The sequence below is a fragment of the Mesorhizobium album genome (assembly GCF_033977205.1).
Taxonomy (GTDB): Bacteria; Pseudomonadota; Alphaproteobacteria; order Rhizobiales; family Rhizobiaceae; genus Mesorhizobium; species Mesorhizobium album.
Window position 1 is genome coordinate 82,976 of sequence record NZ_JAVIIW010000012.1, and the last position, 14,298, is coordinate 97,273.

At 63.4% G+C, this 14,298-nt stretch carries 18 protein-coding genes; 13 read left to right on the forward strand and 5 right to left on the reverse strand.

Annotated elements, in window-relative coordinates:
• Positions 1-3: 3 nt before the first annotated feature.
• Together ispG and RFN28_RS12635 are read right to left on the reverse strand one after the other, a co-directional pair.
• The gene (ispG, locus tag RFN28_RS12630; protein WP_320287665.1) at positions 4-1,254 is read right to left on the reverse strand and encodes a flavodoxin-dependent (E)-4-hydroxy-3-methylbut-2-enyl-diphosphate synthase; all 1,251 of its coding nucleotides are present in this window, start codon (positions 1,252-1,254) and stop codon (positions 4-6) included.
• A 273-nt stretch (positions 1,255-1,527) separates the two neighbouring features.
• Entirely contained in the window at positions 1,528-1,707 is a 180-nt protein-coding gene (locus RFN28_RS12635) for a YdcH family protein (RefSeq protein ID WP_040974305.1), read from the reverse strand.
• A gap of 234 nt (positions 1,708-1,941) precedes the next feature.
• On the opposite strand from RFN28_RS12635, the gene RFN28_RS12640 reads away from it, so the two are divergent.
• Positions 1,942-2,145 carry a YdcH family protein gene (locus RFN28_RS12640; RefSeq protein WP_040974304.1) on the forward strand — a complete coding sequence of 68 codons (204 nt, stop codon included), beginning with the start codon at positions 1,942-1,944 and terminating at the stop codon, positions 2,143-2,145.
• Positions 2,146-2,167: 22 nt separating this feature from the next.
• Here the strand turns inward: RFN28_RS12640 and RFN28_RS12645 are convergent, their stop codons facing one another.
• On the reverse strand, positions 2,168-2,968 hold the full coding sequence (locus RFN28_RS12645) for an IclR family transcriptional regulator (protein WP_320287666.1): 801 nt from the start codon (positions 2,966-2,968) through the stop codon (positions 2,168-2,170).
• 123 nt (positions 2,969-3,091) lie between these two features.
• Between RFN28_RS12645 and RFN28_RS12650 the strand changes: the two genes are divergently transcribed.
• From RFN28_RS12650 to RFN28_RS12675, 6 genes are all read left to right on the forward strand, one after another.
• Complete coding sequence (locus RFN28_RS12650; RefSeq protein WP_320287667.1) at positions 3,092-3,964, forward strand: transporter substrate-binding protein; 873 nt, start codon at positions 3,092-3,094, stop codon at positions 3,962-3,964.
• Between the two features lie 116 nt (positions 3,965-4,080).
• On the forward strand, positions 4,081-4,746 hold the full coding sequence (locus tag RFN28_RS12655; RefSeq protein WP_320287668.1) for an amino acid ABC transporter permease: 666 nt from the start codon (positions 4,081-4,083) through the stop codon (positions 4,744-4,746).
• On the forward strand, positions 4,746-5,396 hold the full coding sequence (locus RFN28_RS12660; RefSeq protein WP_320287669.1) for an amino acid ABC transporter permease: 651 nt from the start codon (positions 4,746-4,748) through the stop codon (positions 5,394-5,396). Before RFN28_RS12655 ends, RFN28_RS12660 begins: the two co-directional genes overlap by 1 nt.
• A 4-nt stretch (positions 5,397-5,400) precedes the next feature.
• Entirely contained in the window at positions 5,401-6,195 is a 795-nt protein-coding gene (locus RFN28_RS12665) for an amino acid ABC transporter ATP-binding protein (protein WP_320287670.1), read from the forward strand.
• Between the two features lie 69 nt (positions 6,196-6,264).
• Positions 6,265-6,726 carry a RidA family protein gene (locus tag RFN28_RS12670; protein ID WP_320287671.1) on the forward strand — a complete coding sequence of 154 codons (462 nt, stop codon included), beginning with the start codon at positions 6,265-6,267 and terminating at the stop codon, positions 6,724-6,726.
• 16 nt (positions 6,727-6,742) lie between these two features.
• Positions 6,743-7,948 carry an aminotransferase class V-fold PLP-dependent enzyme gene (locus RFN28_RS12675; RefSeq protein WP_320287672.1) on the forward strand — a complete coding sequence of 402 codons (1,206 nt, stop codon included), beginning with the start codon at positions 6,743-6,745 and terminating at the stop codon, positions 7,946-7,948.
• A gap of 54 nt (positions 7,949-8,002) precedes the next feature.
• Here the strand turns inward: RFN28_RS12675 and RFN28_RS12680 are convergent, their stop codons facing one another.
• On the reverse strand, positions 8,003-8,911 hold the full coding sequence (locus RFN28_RS12680; protein WP_320287673.1) for a LysR family transcriptional regulator: 909 nt from the start codon (positions 8,909-8,911) through the stop codon (positions 8,003-8,005).
• 97 nt (positions 8,912-9,008) lie between these two features.
• Between RFN28_RS12680 and RFN28_RS12685 the strand changes: the two genes are divergently transcribed.
• The 3 genes from RFN28_RS12685 (at position 9,009) to RFN28_RS12695 (ending at position 11,410) form a co-directional block, all read left to right on the forward strand.
• A complete protein-coding gene (locus RFN28_RS12685) occupies positions 9,009-9,758 on the forward strand; it encodes a glucose 1-dehydrogenase (protein ID WP_320287674.1) in 750 nt (249 codons plus the stop codon).
• An 87-nt stretch (positions 9,759-9,845) separates the two neighbouring features.
• A complete protein-coding gene (gene purE, locus RFN28_RS12690) occupies positions 9,846-10,343 on the forward strand; it encodes a 5-(carboxyamino)imidazole ribonucleotide mutase (RefSeq protein WP_320287675.1) in 498 nt (165 codons plus the stop codon).
• Complete coding sequence (locus RFN28_RS12695) at positions 10,340-11,410, forward strand: 5-(carboxyamino)imidazole ribonucleotide synthase (RefSeq protein WP_320287676.1); 1,071 nt, start codon at positions 10,340-10,342, stop codon at positions 11,408-11,410. The genes purE and RFN28_RS12695 overlap by 4 nt, the downstream gene beginning before the upstream one ends.
• A gap of 68 nt (positions 11,411-11,478) precedes the next feature.
• Here the strand turns inward: RFN28_RS12695 and RFN28_RS12700 are convergent, their stop codons facing one another.
• Entirely contained in the window at positions 11,479-11,895 is a 417-nt protein-coding gene (locus RFN28_RS12700; protein WP_320287677.1) for a lysozyme inhibitor LprI family protein, read from the reverse strand.
• 333 nt (positions 11,896-12,228) lie between these two features.
• Between RFN28_RS12700 and ykgO the strand changes: the two genes are divergently transcribed.
• The 3 genes from ykgO to RFN28_RS12715 all read left to right on the forward strand — a co-directional run bounded on the left by ykgO (position 12,229) and on the right by RFN28_RS12715 (position 14,270).
• Positions 12,229-12,354, forward strand: a complete 126-nt coding sequence (ykgO, locus tag RFN28_RS12705; RefSeq protein WP_040974291.1) for a type B 50S ribosomal protein L36 — start codon at positions 12,229-12,231, stop codon at positions 12,352-12,354.
• Between the two features lie 114 nt (positions 12,355-12,468).
• Positions 12,469-13,086 (forward strand): tetratricopeptide repeat protein, encoded by a 618-nt coding sequence (locus RFN28_RS12710; RefSeq protein WP_320287678.1) that lies wholly within the window; start codon positions 12,469-12,471, stop codon positions 13,084-13,086.
• A 125-nt stretch (positions 13,087-13,211) separates the two neighbouring features.
• Positions 13,212-14,270, forward strand: a complete 1,059-nt coding sequence (locus RFN28_RS12715) for an alpha/beta fold hydrolase (RefSeq protein WP_320287679.1) — start codon at positions 13,212-13,214, stop codon at positions 14,268-14,270.
• Positions 14,271-14,298: the final 28 nt, after the last annotated feature.

Consider the following 14,298-nt stretch of genomic DNA (forward strand, 5'->3'; position numbering starts at 1 on the left):
GGCTCATTCCGCGGCGGCTTTGCCGTGTCCGTATCTCTGCTCGATATAGTCGGCGACCATCTTCTCGAAATCCCGCGCGATCGAGGGGCCGCGCAGCGTCGCTGCCTTCTTGCCGTCGATGAACACCGGCGCCGTTGGCGTCTCGCCGGTGCCCGGCAAAGATATGCCGATATCGGCATGCTTGGACTCGCCGGGGCCGTTGACGATGCAGCCCATCACCGCCACCTTGAGGTTCTCGACGCCCGGATATTTCTCGCGCCACACCGGCATGTTCTTGCGAATGTCGGCCTGGATGCTCTGGGCGAGTTCCTGGAAAACAGTGGATGTCGTGCGGCCGCAGCCGGGGCAGGCGGCGACGATCGGCACGAACTGCCGGAACCCCATCGTCTGCAAGAGCTCCTGCGACACCTGCACCTCGCGCGTGCGGTCGCCGTTCGGCTCCGGCGTCAGCGAGATGCGGATCGTGTCGCCGATGCCCTGCTGCAGGAGGATGCCCATGGCCGCGGAAGAAGCGACGATGCCCTTGGTGCCCATGCCGGCCTCGGTCAGGCCGAGATGCAGCGCATGGTTGGAGCGCGTCGCGAGTTCGGTGTAGACGGCGATCAAATCCTGCACGCCGCTCACCTTGGCCGACAGGATGATCTTGTCGCGGCCAAGCCCGATCTCTTCCGCCATCTCGGCCGACAGGATCGCCGATTGCACGATCGCCTCGCGGGTGACTTCCTGCGCGGTAAGCGGCGAGCCCTGGGCCTGGTTCTCGTCCATCAGCCGGGTCAGCAGCTCCTGGTCGAGCGAACCCCAGTTGACGCCGATGCGCACCGGCTTGTCGTATCTGATCGCCATTTCGACGATCGCCGCGAACTGGCGGTCCTTCTTCTCCTTGAAGCCGACATTGCCGGGATTGATGCGGTATTTCGCCAGCGCCTCGGCGCAGGCCGGGTGATCGGCGAGCAGCTTGTGGCCGATATAGTGGAAATCGCCGACGAGCGGCACGTTGACGCCGAGCCTCGACAGCTTTTCCTGGATGCGCGGCACCGCGGCGGCGCTTTCGTCGCGGTCGACAGTGATGCGCACGATCTCCGAGCCGGCGCGATGCAGTGCCGCGACCTGGGCGACGGTCTGGTCGACATCGGCGGTGTCGGTGTTGGTCATCGATTGCACGACGACCGGCGCGCCGCCGCCGACCATCACGCCGCCGACATCGACGCCGACCGATACGCGGCGTGGGAAAGGAGAAGAAAAATATCCGATCATGCCGGCCGCCTTTAGCTCGAAGCAAGGGGACGCTCAAGCGTCCGGGCATGAGGTGGCGGAGCAAAGATGGCTTGTCAATGGCCAGTGACGGCCCCGATCCGCAAATCGGCTGCCCTTGATTGGCGGCCGTGCGGCTCAAACGGACACATCGGGCTTGCGGGATACGGCCCGAAAATGGTCCGGCAATTTCAGTGCAAAGCACCAAGCCGGTGGCATTCTTGCCACCGGTGGGGTTGCACCACGACGGGTGCGGTGATGTTGCCTAGAGGAGCTTCAGTGTGCTGTCGGTTTCGCCTTCAGCTTTTCAATCTCGTCCTTGATTGCCAACTTGCGCCGCTTGAGCGTGGCGATCTCGAGGTCGTCTACCGACGGATGGTTCATCGCGTCGGTCAGTTCGCGCTCGATGTCGCCGTGCTTCCTCTGCAGCTCATCAAGATGGGACGCAAGAGACATGATTGGTTCTCCCTTTCATGGTTTCCTCGATTGCAACCGTCGCAGGCGCGTTCCACCGCAGGTCGCAACTGTGACGGCCAAATGACAGTTTGCCACCAACCAATCTCGATGTCGAATGCCGCGTGGTAGCATTCCACGACAATGTGAAATGTGATATCAGCGGCGCGCCGGTCACAAACCCCACCGGCCCCGCCCAGTCCCATCCCTGGGCGATGCATGCGCAGACGGTAGATAATGTCCGAACAGGAACAGGCTGAGATACGCCTAGAATATTCCCGGCTCAAACAGGAACACGCCGATTTTGACGCCGCCATCAATGCGATGGTCGCCATGGGTTGCGACCCGCTTCAGATCCAGCGCATGAAGAAGAAGAAGCTGATGCTGAAGGACCGGCTGATGGCGCTGGAAGACCGCATCATCCCCGACATCATCGCCTGAACGAAGCTTCCCCGCTTCGATCCTACGAGATCGAAAGCCGCGCCGCGCGCTCGCGCAGCAGCGCGACCAGTTCGCCGGTACGCTCTTCCGACGTATCGATCGGAACCACCAGGCACATCGTCGCCTCGACCTTGCCGGGCGCCGAGAACACCGGCGCCGCCAGGCATTTGGTATAGGCGTCGACGAGGCCTGAGGTCACGCAATAGCCGGTGACGCGGGCTTTTCCGATGTCGTCGATGAAATCGTCGAGCTCGATCTTGCGGCCGTCCGGCAGCACGAGGTCGTCTTGCGAGATCATGGCTTCGATCCGGCTCCGATCGAGACCGGCGAGCAGCAGCCTTCCGGAGGCAGTCCAGGGAAGCGGGATCTGCAGGCCGGTGGCCGAGCTGATGCGGAACGGCCGGGTGCCGGGGCTCGAGTGGACGATCGTGTAACGGCCGCTCTGCAGCATGCACAGTTCCGAGGTCTCGCCGGTTTCGCGCGACAGCGTGTCGACCTCCTGTCGCCCGCGCCTGAGCAGGTCGTTGCCGCGCATATAGGCCATTCCATAAAGATAGAGCTTCTTGCCGAAATAGACGCGGTTGCCGTCGCCGGCCATCTCCAGGAGTCCGGCGTCGACCAGCTCGCGCACCAGCGTGTAGGTTGTCGAGCGCGGGGCGTTGAGCGCCTTGGCCAGGTCGCCGATGCCGATCGCGCGCTGCGTGGCATGCAGGAACTCCAGGATGTGCAGCACGCGGTTGAGACCCTTCTCGCGCGAGTTCGAGGGTCTCTCCTCATCCGGACCTGCGGCCTGCCACTCGGCCAGCGCTTTGCCATCTTGCATTGTCGATTCCTGATGCTAGTATCTGTCTTGTACAGGATACACGCGTCTCTTGTAAGAGACAACTGCTTTATCGATTACCGGCGCGTGTATTCACAGGGGAACACAACACCAAAGGAGGTCGCCGTGAACGACACATCCGGCAGACGTGATTTTCTGAAATTGGGAATGGCGGGACTTGCCACCGCCGGCGCGCTCACCGCGATCAGCGCCGAGAAGGCGGCCGCGCAGGCCGCGCCCGACAGCGTGCTGCGCACGGCGCTCGATCGCGGCAAGCTGATCGTCGGCACCGGCAGCACCAACGCGCCCTGGCATTTCGAGAGCGATGCCGGCGAGCTGGTCGGCATGGACATCACCATGGGCCGCATCCTCGCCAAAGGCCTCTTCGACGATCCGACCAAGGTCGAGTTCGTCATGCAGGACCCGGCGCAGCGCATTCCGAACGTGACCACCAACAAGGTCGACATCACCATCCAGTTCATGACCATGACCGCGCAGCGTTCGCAGCTCATCCATTTCTCGCGGCCCTATTATGTCGAAGGCGTCGCGCTGCTGACGCTGCCCGGCTCCGAGAACAAGACCTTCGACAAGCTGCTGGCGAACGGTTCCGCCACGCGCGTCTCGATCCTGCAGAATGTCGATGCCGAAAGCTCGGTGCACTTTGCCCTACCGCAGGCGCAGGTGATGCAGATCGACACCCAGGCCAATGTGCTGCAGGCGCTGGAATCGAAGCGCGTCGACGCCGCCGCGGTCGACCTCTCCACCGTGCGCTGGCTCGCCTCGCGCAACCCGGACAAATATTTCGATGCCGGCAAGAGCTGGTATTCGATGCTCTACGGCGCGGCCGTCAGGCAAGGCGATCTCGACTGGCTGACCTATGTCAACCAGACTTTCACCATCGCCATGTTCGGCCATGAAACGGCGCTCTACGACTCCGCCTTCAAGGAATATTTTGGGCAGGAACCGCCGCCGCGCCACCCGGGCTTCCCGGTCATCTGACGAAGCCCATCTGACAAGCCGGCCGAAGGAAACGTCCTTCCGCCTGTTTTCCCTCGACACGGGCCTGGCGGGTGGCGGATGCTTGATCCGTCACCGCTGGCCATTGAGACGGACGCATGGGCTATACGCTCAATTTCAACCTGATCTGGCGGCATTTTGACAAGCTCTCGGGCGGCCTGCTGCTCAGCCTGGAGCTTGCCGTGATCTCGATCGCCATCGGCATCGTCATCGGGCTGGTGCTGGCGGTCTGGTACGTCTCGGCCGGGCGCGTCGTGCGCGGCGTCATCGCGGCCTATGTCGAATTCATCCGCAACGTGCCGCTGATCCTTTTGGTCTATCTGGTCTTCTACGGCCTGCCGACCGTCGTCGACCTCGTCTACAGCGCGCAGACCTCCTTCGTTGCGACGCTTGCGCTCTATAGCGGCGCCTATCTGGTCGAGGTGTTCCGCTCCGGCCTTGAGGCCGTGCCGCGCGGCCAGATCGACGCCGGCAAGGCGATCGGGCTCACGCCCTGGCAGAGGCTTATCCATGTGCGCCTGCCGACGATGATGCGCATCACTCTGCCGGCGCTCTCCAACACCTTCATCTCGTTGTTCAAGGATACTTCCGTCGCGTCCGTCATCTCGGTGCCGGAGCTGACCTATGGCGCGCAGTGGATCAACTTCAACACCTTCCGCATCGTCGAGGTCTATCTGGTCGTGACGGCGATGTATCTGCTGACGGGCTACGCCCTTCTCTTCGCGCTCCGGCTTGTCGAGCGCTGGTACAGGACGGCGCGCTGATGCTCGGCCAGATCGCCTATGCGCTGCCGTTCCTTGCCCAAGGCTTCGCCCTGACACTCTGGGTATCGCTGCTCGTCGTGGTGCTGTCGCTGATTGCCGGCGTCATCCTCGGCGTCGGCCTCGTCTACGGGCCGGCGCCGCTGCGCTGGGCGGTGCGCATCTTCAGCGACACCATTCGCGGCATCCCGATCCTGGTGCTGATCTTCTTCGTCTATTATGGCCTGCCGGCAGTCGGCGTTCACCTGCAGTCCTTCTGGGCCGCGGTGCTGGCGCTGACCTTGTTCAAGACAGCCCAGGTCGTCGAATATCTGCGCGGCGCCGTCGCCTCGATTCCGAAAGGCCAGTCGGAAGCGGCGATGGCGATCGGGCTGACCTTCCGCCAGCGGCTCGCCTATGTGATCTTCCCGCAGGCCTTCCGCCGTTTCCTGCCGCCCTGGATCAACGGTGTCACCGACGCGGTGAAGGGCAGCGCGCTGGTCTCGCTGCTCGGCATCACCGATCTGATGCAGGCCGTCAACCAGGTCATCGGCCGCACCTACGAGGCGATGCCGCTGTATATCCTCGGCGCTCTTCTCTATTTCGCCGTCAACTACGCGCTATCGCTCGCCAGCCGCAGGCTCGAGCAGCACTTCGCCTTCATCCGGGAATAGCACGATGGCCATCAGTTCGAACAACAGCCCAGCGCTTCTCGATATCGCCGAAGTCTCGAAATCCTTCGGTTCCATCGAGGTGCTGCGCTCCGTTAGCCTCAAGGTGGCGAAGGGCGAGGTGGTCACCATCATCGGCCCATCCGGCAGCGGCAAGACCACGCTGCTGCGCTGCGTCAACTTCCTTGAAAGCTACGACAGCGGCTCGATCCGCATCGACGGTAAGGAGGTGGGGTTTCGCGACGGCGGCGCGCGGCAAAGGCGCAGCGAACGCGACTTGGCCGGTATGCGCGCCGAGACCGGCATGGTGTTCCAGGGCTTCAACCTGTTCCCGCATCTGACGGCGGCAGGCAACATCATGCTCGGCCTCACCAAGGTACGCGGCAAGAGCAAGGCGGAGGCGCGTTCAATTGCCGAGCATTGGCTGGGCCGCGTCGGCCTCGCCCACAAGGCCGACAGCCTGCCGGCGGAGCTTTCCGGCGGCCAGCAGCAGCGCGTCGGCATTGCGCGAGCGGTCGCCATGGAGCCCAAGATCCTGCTGCTGGACGAGATCACCTCGGCGCTCGATCCCGAGCTCGTCGGCGAGGTGCTGGCCGTGGTGAAGAGCCTCGCCGAGGACGGCATGACGATGGTGATGGTGACTCATGAGATAGCCTTTGCCCGCGATGCGTCCAGCCGCATCGTCTTCATGGCCGACGGCGGCGTCAGCGCCGTCGGTCCGCCGAAAGAGGTCCTCGCCGCGGAAACCACCAACGAGCGCCTCCGCACTTTCCTGGCGCGCTTCCGCGCCTCGCAGTTCTGATATCGGATGGCCAAGGGCTATCCAATGTTGACATCGGATGGCTGGGGCCATCGAAGGGAGCCTTCCTCCATGACGCCTTACACCCGGCTCGCAGAACTCGGCCTGACGCTGCCCGAGCCGCCGACGCCCATCGCCAATTTCGTCACCCATGCGGAAAGCGGCCGGCTGATCTTCCTCTCCGGCCAGGGACCGCTGCGCGCCGACGGCACGCTCTGCACCGGCAAGGTCGGCGAGGACGTGACAGTCGAAGAAGCCTATGAGCATGCCCGCCTCACCGGCCTCAACCTGCTCGCCGTCATGCATGCCGCGGCGGGCGACCTCGGCCGCATCGTGCGCGTCGTGAAACTGCTCGGCTTCGTCAATGCCACGCCGACCTTCAGCGACCATCCCAAGGTGGTCAATGGCTGCTCCGACCTCTTCGCCGATGTCTTCGACAAGATCGGCGGCCATGCGCGCTCGGCGATCGGCGTCGGCTCGCTGCCTGGCAACATCACGGTCGAAATCGAAGCGGTCGTCGAGATCGCGGCCTGATATGGAGTCCACTGCAATGAAAACCTATTCCGACACCGGATCCAATTCCACGATCCGCGAAAGGCTGGGGCTCAGGCCCATCATCAACGTCTCCGGCACAATGACGACGTTAGGGGCCTCGATCATCGTTCCGGAGGCGATCAGCGCCATGGCGGAGATCGCCTCGCAATGGGTGGAGATGGACGATTTGCAGCGCGCCGCGAGCACGGTCGTCGCACGCCTCACCGGCGGCGAGACCGGCTTCATCACCGCCTGCTGCGCCAGCGGCATCACCATGGCGATCGCCGGGGCGATGACCGGGACGAATCTCTTGGCGATCGAAAGGCTGCCGGACGACACCGAGGGGTTGAAGTCCGAGGTCGTCATCCAGCTCGGCCACATCGTCAATTACGGCGCGCCGATCGATCAGTCGATCCGGTTGGCGGGCGCCAAGGTCGTGCCGGCGGGCACCGTCAGCGTCACGCAGGATTTTCACGTGCGCGAGGCGATCAACGAGCGCACGGCGGCGGCGCTCTACGTCGTCGCGCACCACACCGTGCAATACGGCATGCTCTCGCTGGAGGAATTCTGCGAGATCTGCCACGCCAAGGGCGTGCCGGTGATCGTCGACGCGGCTTCCGAATACGACCTGCGCGGCTTTCTCGCGCGCGGCGCCGACGTCGTCGTCTATAGCGGCCACAAATTCCTGAGTGGGCCTACCAGCGGCATCGTCACCGGCCGCAAGGACCTGGTCCGTGCGGCCTATCTTCAGAACCGCGGCGTCGCACGGGCCATGAAAGTCGGTAAGGAAAGCATCGCCGGCACCATGGCGGCGCTCGAAGCCTGGGAGAAGCGCGACCATGCGGGCATCCGCCGGCGCGAGGAGGCGGCGCTCAACCTGTGGAAGGAGGCGCTGCAGGGCATTCCGGGCATCGGCGCGCAGATCGTTCCCGATCCGACCGCCAATCCGCTCGACCGCCTGCAGGTGTTCGTGCGCCCGGAAAGCCGCTTCACCGCCGCCGGCCTCGCGTCGGCTTTAGCCGCCGGCTCGCCGCCGGTCATCGTGCGCAACCACGAGGTCGAACGCGGCCATTTCTTCCTCGATCCGTGCAACCTTCATCCCGGTGAAGCCGAGATCGTCGCAGAGCAGTTGCGCGCCGTGCTGACCGCGAAGGAGCGTCCTGCGCATGCGATGAAAGCGGCGCGCAAGGATTCGGCCGGCGCGCTGCGCTGGCCGGATTGACGCAAGTTCGCAGGGAGAACTTGGAAGCACCATCCTGATCGACGAGTGCTGCCCTCAAATATCTCGCTGCGCCCTCGTCAGTGCAGCCATCTGCTTCGACAGGAAGTCGACAAACAGTCGGGCGCGGACCGGCACCTGCCGACCGAATGCATGGACGACATGGACAGGTATGGCGGGCATGCTCACTTGCCCCAGAACGCGGACCAGTCTGCCGGAGTTGAGATCGTCCTGCACCACAAATTGCATGAGGTGTGCAATTCCCGCACCGGCAAGCGCCGCTTGTCGGATGGCGCCGGCATCGTCGGTACCGAGACGTCCGTTCGGCACCACGCGACGACCGCCGGTGAGGGTAACGGGATAGGGCCGGCCCAACATCTGATGACAAACAAAGTCGTGATTTGACAGGTCTTCGACCGAGCTCGGGCTGCCCTTCCGCTCGATATAGGCAGGGGAAGCCACTAGCACGACCGGCAGATCGGCAATCTTTCGCGCGAGCAAGCCGACGTCCGACAGTTCTCCCATCCTCACTGCAATGTCGTAGCCTTCTCGGATCAAGTCGGCATGACGATCTGTAATGCTGAGTTCAAGCCGCACTTCGCTGTGCTGCGCCAGGAACATTTGCACCCACGAAGCAATCAAGGTGCGGCCTAGTTCGACTGGCGTGGTAACACGCAATAAGCCCCTTGCTTTGTCTGCCATGCGGACGGTGTCTTCTGCGTCATCGAGCGCCCTCAAGAGAGGGGCGACGCGTTCGTAATAGGCAGCGCCTTCGCTCGTCAGCCCAAGCTGACGTGTCGAACGTCGGATCAGCCGTACCCCAAGCCGTCGCTCGAGCCGCGCCACGCTCTTCGAAACCGCTGATGGACTTGACCCAAGCACGCGGCTCGCGGCTTGGAACGATCCCGCATCGACGGTCCTCACGAAGGCCACGAGGCCGGCGGTCTTTTCAAGGATGGTTGTCATTCCAGAATTCCGGGCAAGAAAGAACGAACCAAATCGAGACTAATACGCCAATCGATCATCTCCAAATGTCGCTCATCATCAGCGCAGGAGAGATTTGATGAGCAGACTGGTCAACAAGGTCGCGATCGTCACCGGCGGCTCCAAAGGTATCGGCGCAGCCATAGCCAAGGGACTTGCCGCAGCCGGCGCTGCCGTAGTCGTCAACTTCACCTCATCCAAGAAGGATGCCGATCAGGTGGTGAACCAGATCGAGGCCGTGGGGGGCAAAGCCATATCCGTCCAGGGCGACGTATCGGTAGCTGTCGATGTGCGCCGCCTTTTCGAGGTCACAAACTCCTCGTTCGGTCCCCCCGACATTCTGGTGAACAACGCCGGAATATTCGAATTTGAACCGCTGGAAGGGGTGACCGAGGCCCAGTTCCACCGTCAGTTCGACGTCAATGTGCTCGGGCCGATTCTGACCATCCAGGAAGCGGCCAGGTATTTTGGTCCCGCTGGTGGCAGCATCATCAACATCAGTTCGATTGCCAGCTCAAATCCTCAGCCGAATTCGCTTGTATACGCCGCAACAAAAGGTGCCGTGGACACGATCACCGTTTCGACGTCGAGGGAACTCGGCCACCGCAACATTCGCGTCAATGCCATTGCCCCAGGCGTTATTGACACCGAAGGATTGAGGCGTGTCGGCATCATGGGCAGCGAACTTGAGAAGCAGATCGTTGAGCGGACTCCCCTTGGTCGTTTTGGCCTACCGGAGGACATCGCTCGCGTGGCGGTCTTTCTTGCCTCCGACGAGGCGGCCTGGCTCACCGGTGAGCGCATCGCCGTATCGGGGGGCTGGCAATAGCAGGCGCCGTGCTATCGACGCACCCTGATCCTTGCGGCTGCCGGCGAATTCCGCTAAGGCGCGCCTTTGCCGCCGGAGAGCGAAACCTTGACCGATCAGCGTGCCGACGTCGCCATCATCATGGGCAGCCAGTCCGACTGGGCGACGATGCGCCAGGCGGCGGAAACGCTGGATGCACTGGGCATTCCCCACAAAAGGCTGATCGTCTCGGCGCACCGCACCCCCGACCGCCTCTATGAATTCGCCAAGGGCGCCAAGGCGGCCGGCTACAAGGTGATCATCGCCGGAGCCGGCGGCGCGGCGCATCTGCCGGGCATGACGGCGGCGATGACGCCGCTGCCCGTCTTCGGCGTGCCGGTCGAATCCAAGGCATTGTCCGGCCAGGATTCGCTGCTTTCCATCGTGCAGATGCCGGCCGGCATTCCGGTGGGCACGCTGGCGATCGGCAAGGCGGGTGCGGCCAACGCGGCGCTTCTCGCTGCGGCCGTGCTGGCGCTGAGCGACGACAAGCTTGCCGCCCGGCTTGACGCCTGGCGTGCCGCCCAGACCGCCAAGGTCGCCACCGTGCCGGCGGATACGCCGTGAGTCTCGCTCCGGGATCGACCATCGGCATCATTGGCGGCGGCCAGCTCGGCCGTATGCTGGCGATGGCCGCGGCCCGCCTTGGCTATCGCACGATCGTGCTGGAGCCGCAGGACGATTGCCCGGCGGCGCAGATGGCCAACCGGCAGATCGTCGCGGCCTATGACGACCCGGCGGCGCTTGCCGAACTGGCTAGCGCCGGCGCCGTTGTCACCTATGAATTCGAGAATGTCCCGGTTGCAGCGGCAGAAATGCTCGCCGCGCGCGCGCCCGTCTATCCGCCGGCGCGCGCCCTCGAAGTCGCGCAGGATCGCGTGACTGAGAAGAATTTCCTCAACGGCATCGGCATTCCGACGGCGGAATTCTGTCCGGTCGACAATGACGAACAGCTGACGGTTGCGCTGAAAAAGTTCAGCGGCAGCGGCGTGCTGAAGACGCGCCGCCTGGGCTATGACGGCAAGGGCCAGCGCGTCTTCCGCAACATGGAGACAGGCGGCTTTGCTGGCACCTGCGAGGCGATGGGCAATGTGCCGCTTATCCTTGAATCGCTCGTCGCTTTCGAGCACGAGATTTCGGTGATCGCCGCGCGCGGACTGGATGGGAAAGTCGCTGCCTACGATCCGGCCGAGAATGTCCATCGCGAGGGCATTCTGCGCAGCTCGACCGTTCCGGCCGCGATCGGGCCGGAAACCGCTTCGGCAGCCAAGGCGGCGGCGGCGAAAATCCTCACGGCGCTCGACTATGTCGGCGTTATCGGCGTCGAGTTCTTCGTGCTTGCCGACGGCTCGCTGCTAGCCAACGAGCTGGCGCCGCGCGTCCACAATTCCGGCCACTGGACGGAGGCCGCTTGCATGGTCTCGCAGTTCGAGCAGCATATCCGCGCCGTCGCCGGCCTGCCGCTGGGCTCGCCCGCCCGTCATTCCGATTGCGTGATGGAAAACCTGATCGGCGACGACATGCTGAAGGTGCCGGCGCTGCTCGCCGAGCCCGACGTGATGCTGCATCTCTACGGCAAAGCCGAGTCACGGCCTGGCCGCAAGATGGGTCATTTCACGCGAGTTCGTCGCTGAGGCAATTCCAGGAAAGTGCGTAGCGGTTTTCCGTCCGGAATTGCGCCATACAGGCACGCATTCCGCGACTACTGAATATCTTCGTCCTCGTCCGGGCTGGCGCAGCTCGGATCGCCTTCCTGGCAATTGGGGCCTGAGGTGAGCTGCTTGATGCGCTCGTTGGTCAGCTCCGTCAGGCATTGCGAAACTTCCATCGGATGGATGGAGCCGCCCTCGCTGCCGGCGGTCGAATAGGCGCACTCGGCGTCCCGGAAGGCGATCCAGGCGCGCTGCGCCGTCTGCAGCAATTTGTTGGCCTTCTCGTCATTGCGGCCGACAATATCCTTGTAGGTGGCATTGAGCTTGGCATCGGCTGCCTGGTAGTCGGCATCGGCGCAGATATTCATCATCGACTGGCTGTCGTCGTTGCGGTCACAGTCCTCGGCCCAAGCGGCAGGAGCCGACGCCAGGACGACGAGACAGGCGGCCAGAAAGAGATGGCGCATGGCGGAACTCCGTTTCGCTTAGAGCATTTTGCAGCCAAGTGAATCACTTGGGGTCGCAGAAATGCGGCTAAAACAAATAGACCTAGCCAGAGCGGGACTTGTTTCCTCTGGCGTGGCCCGCAACATTCCAGCCCATCTTGAGTCGCGCAATGCCGCGCGCTGCGGATGGCGAATATTTGATCACCGCGCCATTTGCGGCATAAGAGCCGCCCGCTTGCGGTTGACACGGGCAAGGCTCCTCGTTTATGAGCCACGCAAGTTCAAGGCGCGCTTTTTCCGGGCGCGCCTTTAAAATTCGGCCCGGGACCGGGCCCCGACCGAACAGGCAAGACCATGAAGATCAAGAATTCGCTCAAGGCGCTCAAGGCGCGTCACCGCGACAACCGGCTGGTTCGCCGCAAGGGACGCATCTACATCATCAACAAGACCGCTCCGCGCTACAAGGCGCGCCAGGGCTGAGACTTGCGCGCGGCGCAACCAAGCGCCGCGCCCGCTGATGTCGATTGCCGGTTCGCCGGCCCTCTCACGCTAAAATCATTTTGACGATCCGCCGTCCGGGACTAGATTCCGGTGATGCGGATTCTTTTTGCATTCTTCGCCGCCCTCGTCCTTTCCGGTACGGCCTTGCCCGCCTCGGCGGAGGATCAGGCCACGCCATCAGCCAATTCGCCGCCACCCGCAATCACACCGCCGCCGGTCGCCCCGACCAGGCAAGGCCGCCTCGACCGGCTCTTTGCCGATCTCAAACGCGAGCGCAACGAAAAGGCCGCCGAACGCATTGCCGGGCGCATCTGGAATGAGTGGAACCAGTCCGGCAGCGCTTCGATCGATCTGATGATGCAGTGGGCGCAAAAGGCGACGGAAGACCAGAAATATGACGTCGCCCTCGATTTCCTCGACCAGGTGGTGACCTTGCAGCCTAACTATGCCGAAGGCTGGAACCGCCGCGCCACCGTGCATTTCCTGATGAAGAACTACGGGAAGTCGATGTCGGACATCGACCACACGCTGCATCTCGAGCCTCGCCATTTCGGCGCGCTTTCGGGTCTCGCGCAGATCATGGCCGAGACCGGCCACAAGCAGTCGGCGCTCGAAGCCTGGCAGAAGGTACTTGCCATCTATCCGATGATGCGCAGCGCCCAGGACCAGGTCTCGACGCTGTCGGAAGAGCTGGCCGGCGAGGGTATTTGATTCTTTTAAGGGAGTAAGGGAGTAAGGCAAGCAGTAGGGCAGTCGCTTCTCAGCCAGCCTCTACCTTACTGCCCTACTCCCTTACTCCCCTAAACTAAGTTCCCTCCGCTTCCGTATTCCTCCGCATGAGCCTCATCTGCGCCGCGCTCCTCCTCATCGTGTTCCTCTTCGCGCTTGCCGGCTTCACCCGCGCCGGCGCCTGGCTGATCGAGCGCCGCAACCCGCCGGTCGGTGAATTCGCCGACATCGACGGCACCCGCATCCACTATGTCCACGTGCCTGCGCCCCCCGACGCCGATCTCCCGCCTATCATCTTCATCCATGGCGCCAGCGCCAACCTGAAGGACCAGATGCTGCCGCTGAGGCCTCTGCTCGAGGGCCGGGCCGAAATGCTCTTCCTCGACCGGCCCGGCTTCGGCTGGTCGGAGCGCGGCAACAGCGAAACGCTGGCGGCGCAGGCCGACACCATCGCAGCGTTAATGGATCGCCTCGGCATCGAAAAGGCCATCATCGTCGGTCATTCCTTCGGCGGCGCGATCATCACCGCCTTTGCCCGCGAGCATCCCGAAAGGACGCTCGGTCTCGTCTTCCTGGCGCCCGTCTGCCATCCCTGGCCTGGCGGCGCGATCGCCTGGTATTACAAGCTGACGGCCGTTCCGGTGGTTGGCTGGCTGTTTTCCGAGACGGTTGCGTACTCCGCCGGCATGCTGCGGATCGGCAATGCCACGGCCTGCGTGTTTTCACCGAACGATGTGCCGAAGGGCTATATCGGTAAGGCTTCGATCCCGCTTGTGCTGAGGCCGCCCGCCTTCCGTGCCAACGCCCGCGACGTGGCCCAACTCTACGACTATGTATGCGCAGCCTCGCCGGGCTACCGCGAGATCAAGGCGCCGACCGTCGTTATCTCCGGCGATCGCGACAAGGTGGTCTATGCCACGGTTCATTCCGTTGGCCTGGAGCGCGATGTTCCCAGTGCAGAACTCATCTGGGTCCGCAACCTCGGACACAAGCCCGACTGGATCGCGCCCGACCTCGTCGTCGGCGCCATCGAAAGGGCAGCCGGCGCGCCGGTCGACCTGCAGGCGATGGCGAGTATCGTGGAGAGCCGCATTGCCGGTGACACGCAAGGCGTCGGCAGGTACCCGGAACTCAAAGTGCCGGACGCGGAACTCGCGCCAGGCTGAACTCAAAGGCGCCTCAGAGCAATTCCAG

Excerpts from the sequence above, each read along its gene's own strand:
- ispG (WP_320287665.1), bottom strand. The coding sequence starts at position 1,254 with ATGATCGGATATTTTTCTTCTCCTTTCCCACGCCGCGTATCGGTCGGC.
- RFN28_RS12635 (WP_040974305.1), bottom strand. The coding sequence starts at position 1,707 with ATGTCTCTTGCGTCCCATCTTGATGAGCTGCAGAGGAAGCACGGCGAC.
- RFN28_RS12640 (WP_040974304.1), top strand. The coding sequence starts at position 1,942 with ATGTCCGAACAGGAACAGGCTGAGATACGCCTAGAATATTCCCGGCTC.
- RFN28_RS12645 (WP_320287666.1), bottom strand. The coding sequence starts at position 2,968 with ATGCAAGATGGCAAAGCGCTGGCCGAGTGGCAGGCCGCAGGTCCGGAT.
- RFN28_RS12655 (WP_320287668.1), top strand. The coding sequence starts at position 4,081 with ATGGGCTATACGCTCAATTTCAACCTGATCTGGCGGCATTTTGACAAG.
- RFN28_RS12660 (WP_320287669.1), top strand. The coding sequence starts at position 4,746 with ATGCTCGGCCAGATCGCCTATGCGCTGCCGTTCCTTGCCCAAGGCTTC.
- RFN28_RS12665 (WP_320287670.1), top strand. The coding sequence starts at position 5,401 with ATGGCCATCAGTTCGAACAACAGCCCAGCGCTTCTCGATATCGCCGAA.
- RFN28_RS12670 (WP_320287671.1), top strand. The coding sequence starts at position 6,265 with ATGACGCCTTACACCCGGCTCGCAGAACTCGGCCTGACGCTGCCCGAG.
- RFN28_RS12675 (WP_320287672.1), top strand. The coding sequence starts at position 6,743 with ATGAAAACCTATTCCGACACCGGATCCAATTCCACGATCCGCGAAAGG.
- RFN28_RS12680 (WP_320287673.1), bottom strand. The coding sequence starts at position 8,911 with ATGACAACCATCCTTGAAAAGACCGCCGGCCTCGTGGCCTTCGTGAGG.
- RFN28_RS12685 (WP_320287674.1), top strand. The coding sequence starts at position 9,009 with ATGAGCAGACTGGTCAACAAGGTCGCGATCGTCACCGGCGGCTCCAAA.
- RFN28_RS12700 (WP_320287677.1), bottom strand. The coding sequence starts at position 11,895 with ATGCGCCATCTCTTTCTGGCCGCCTGTCTCGTCGTCCTGGCGTCGGCT.
- ykgO (WP_040974291.1), top strand. The coding sequence starts at position 12,229 with ATGAAGATCAAGAATTCGCTCAAGGCGCTCAAGGCGCGTCACCGCGAC.
- RFN28_RS12710 (WP_320287678.1), top strand. The coding sequence starts at position 12,469 with ATGCGGATTCTTTTTGCATTCTTCGCCGCCCTCGTCCTTTCCGGTACG.
- RFN28_RS12715 (WP_320287679.1), top strand. The coding sequence starts at position 13,212 with ATGAGCCTCATCTGCGCCGCGCTCCTCCTCATCGTGTTCCTCTTCGCG.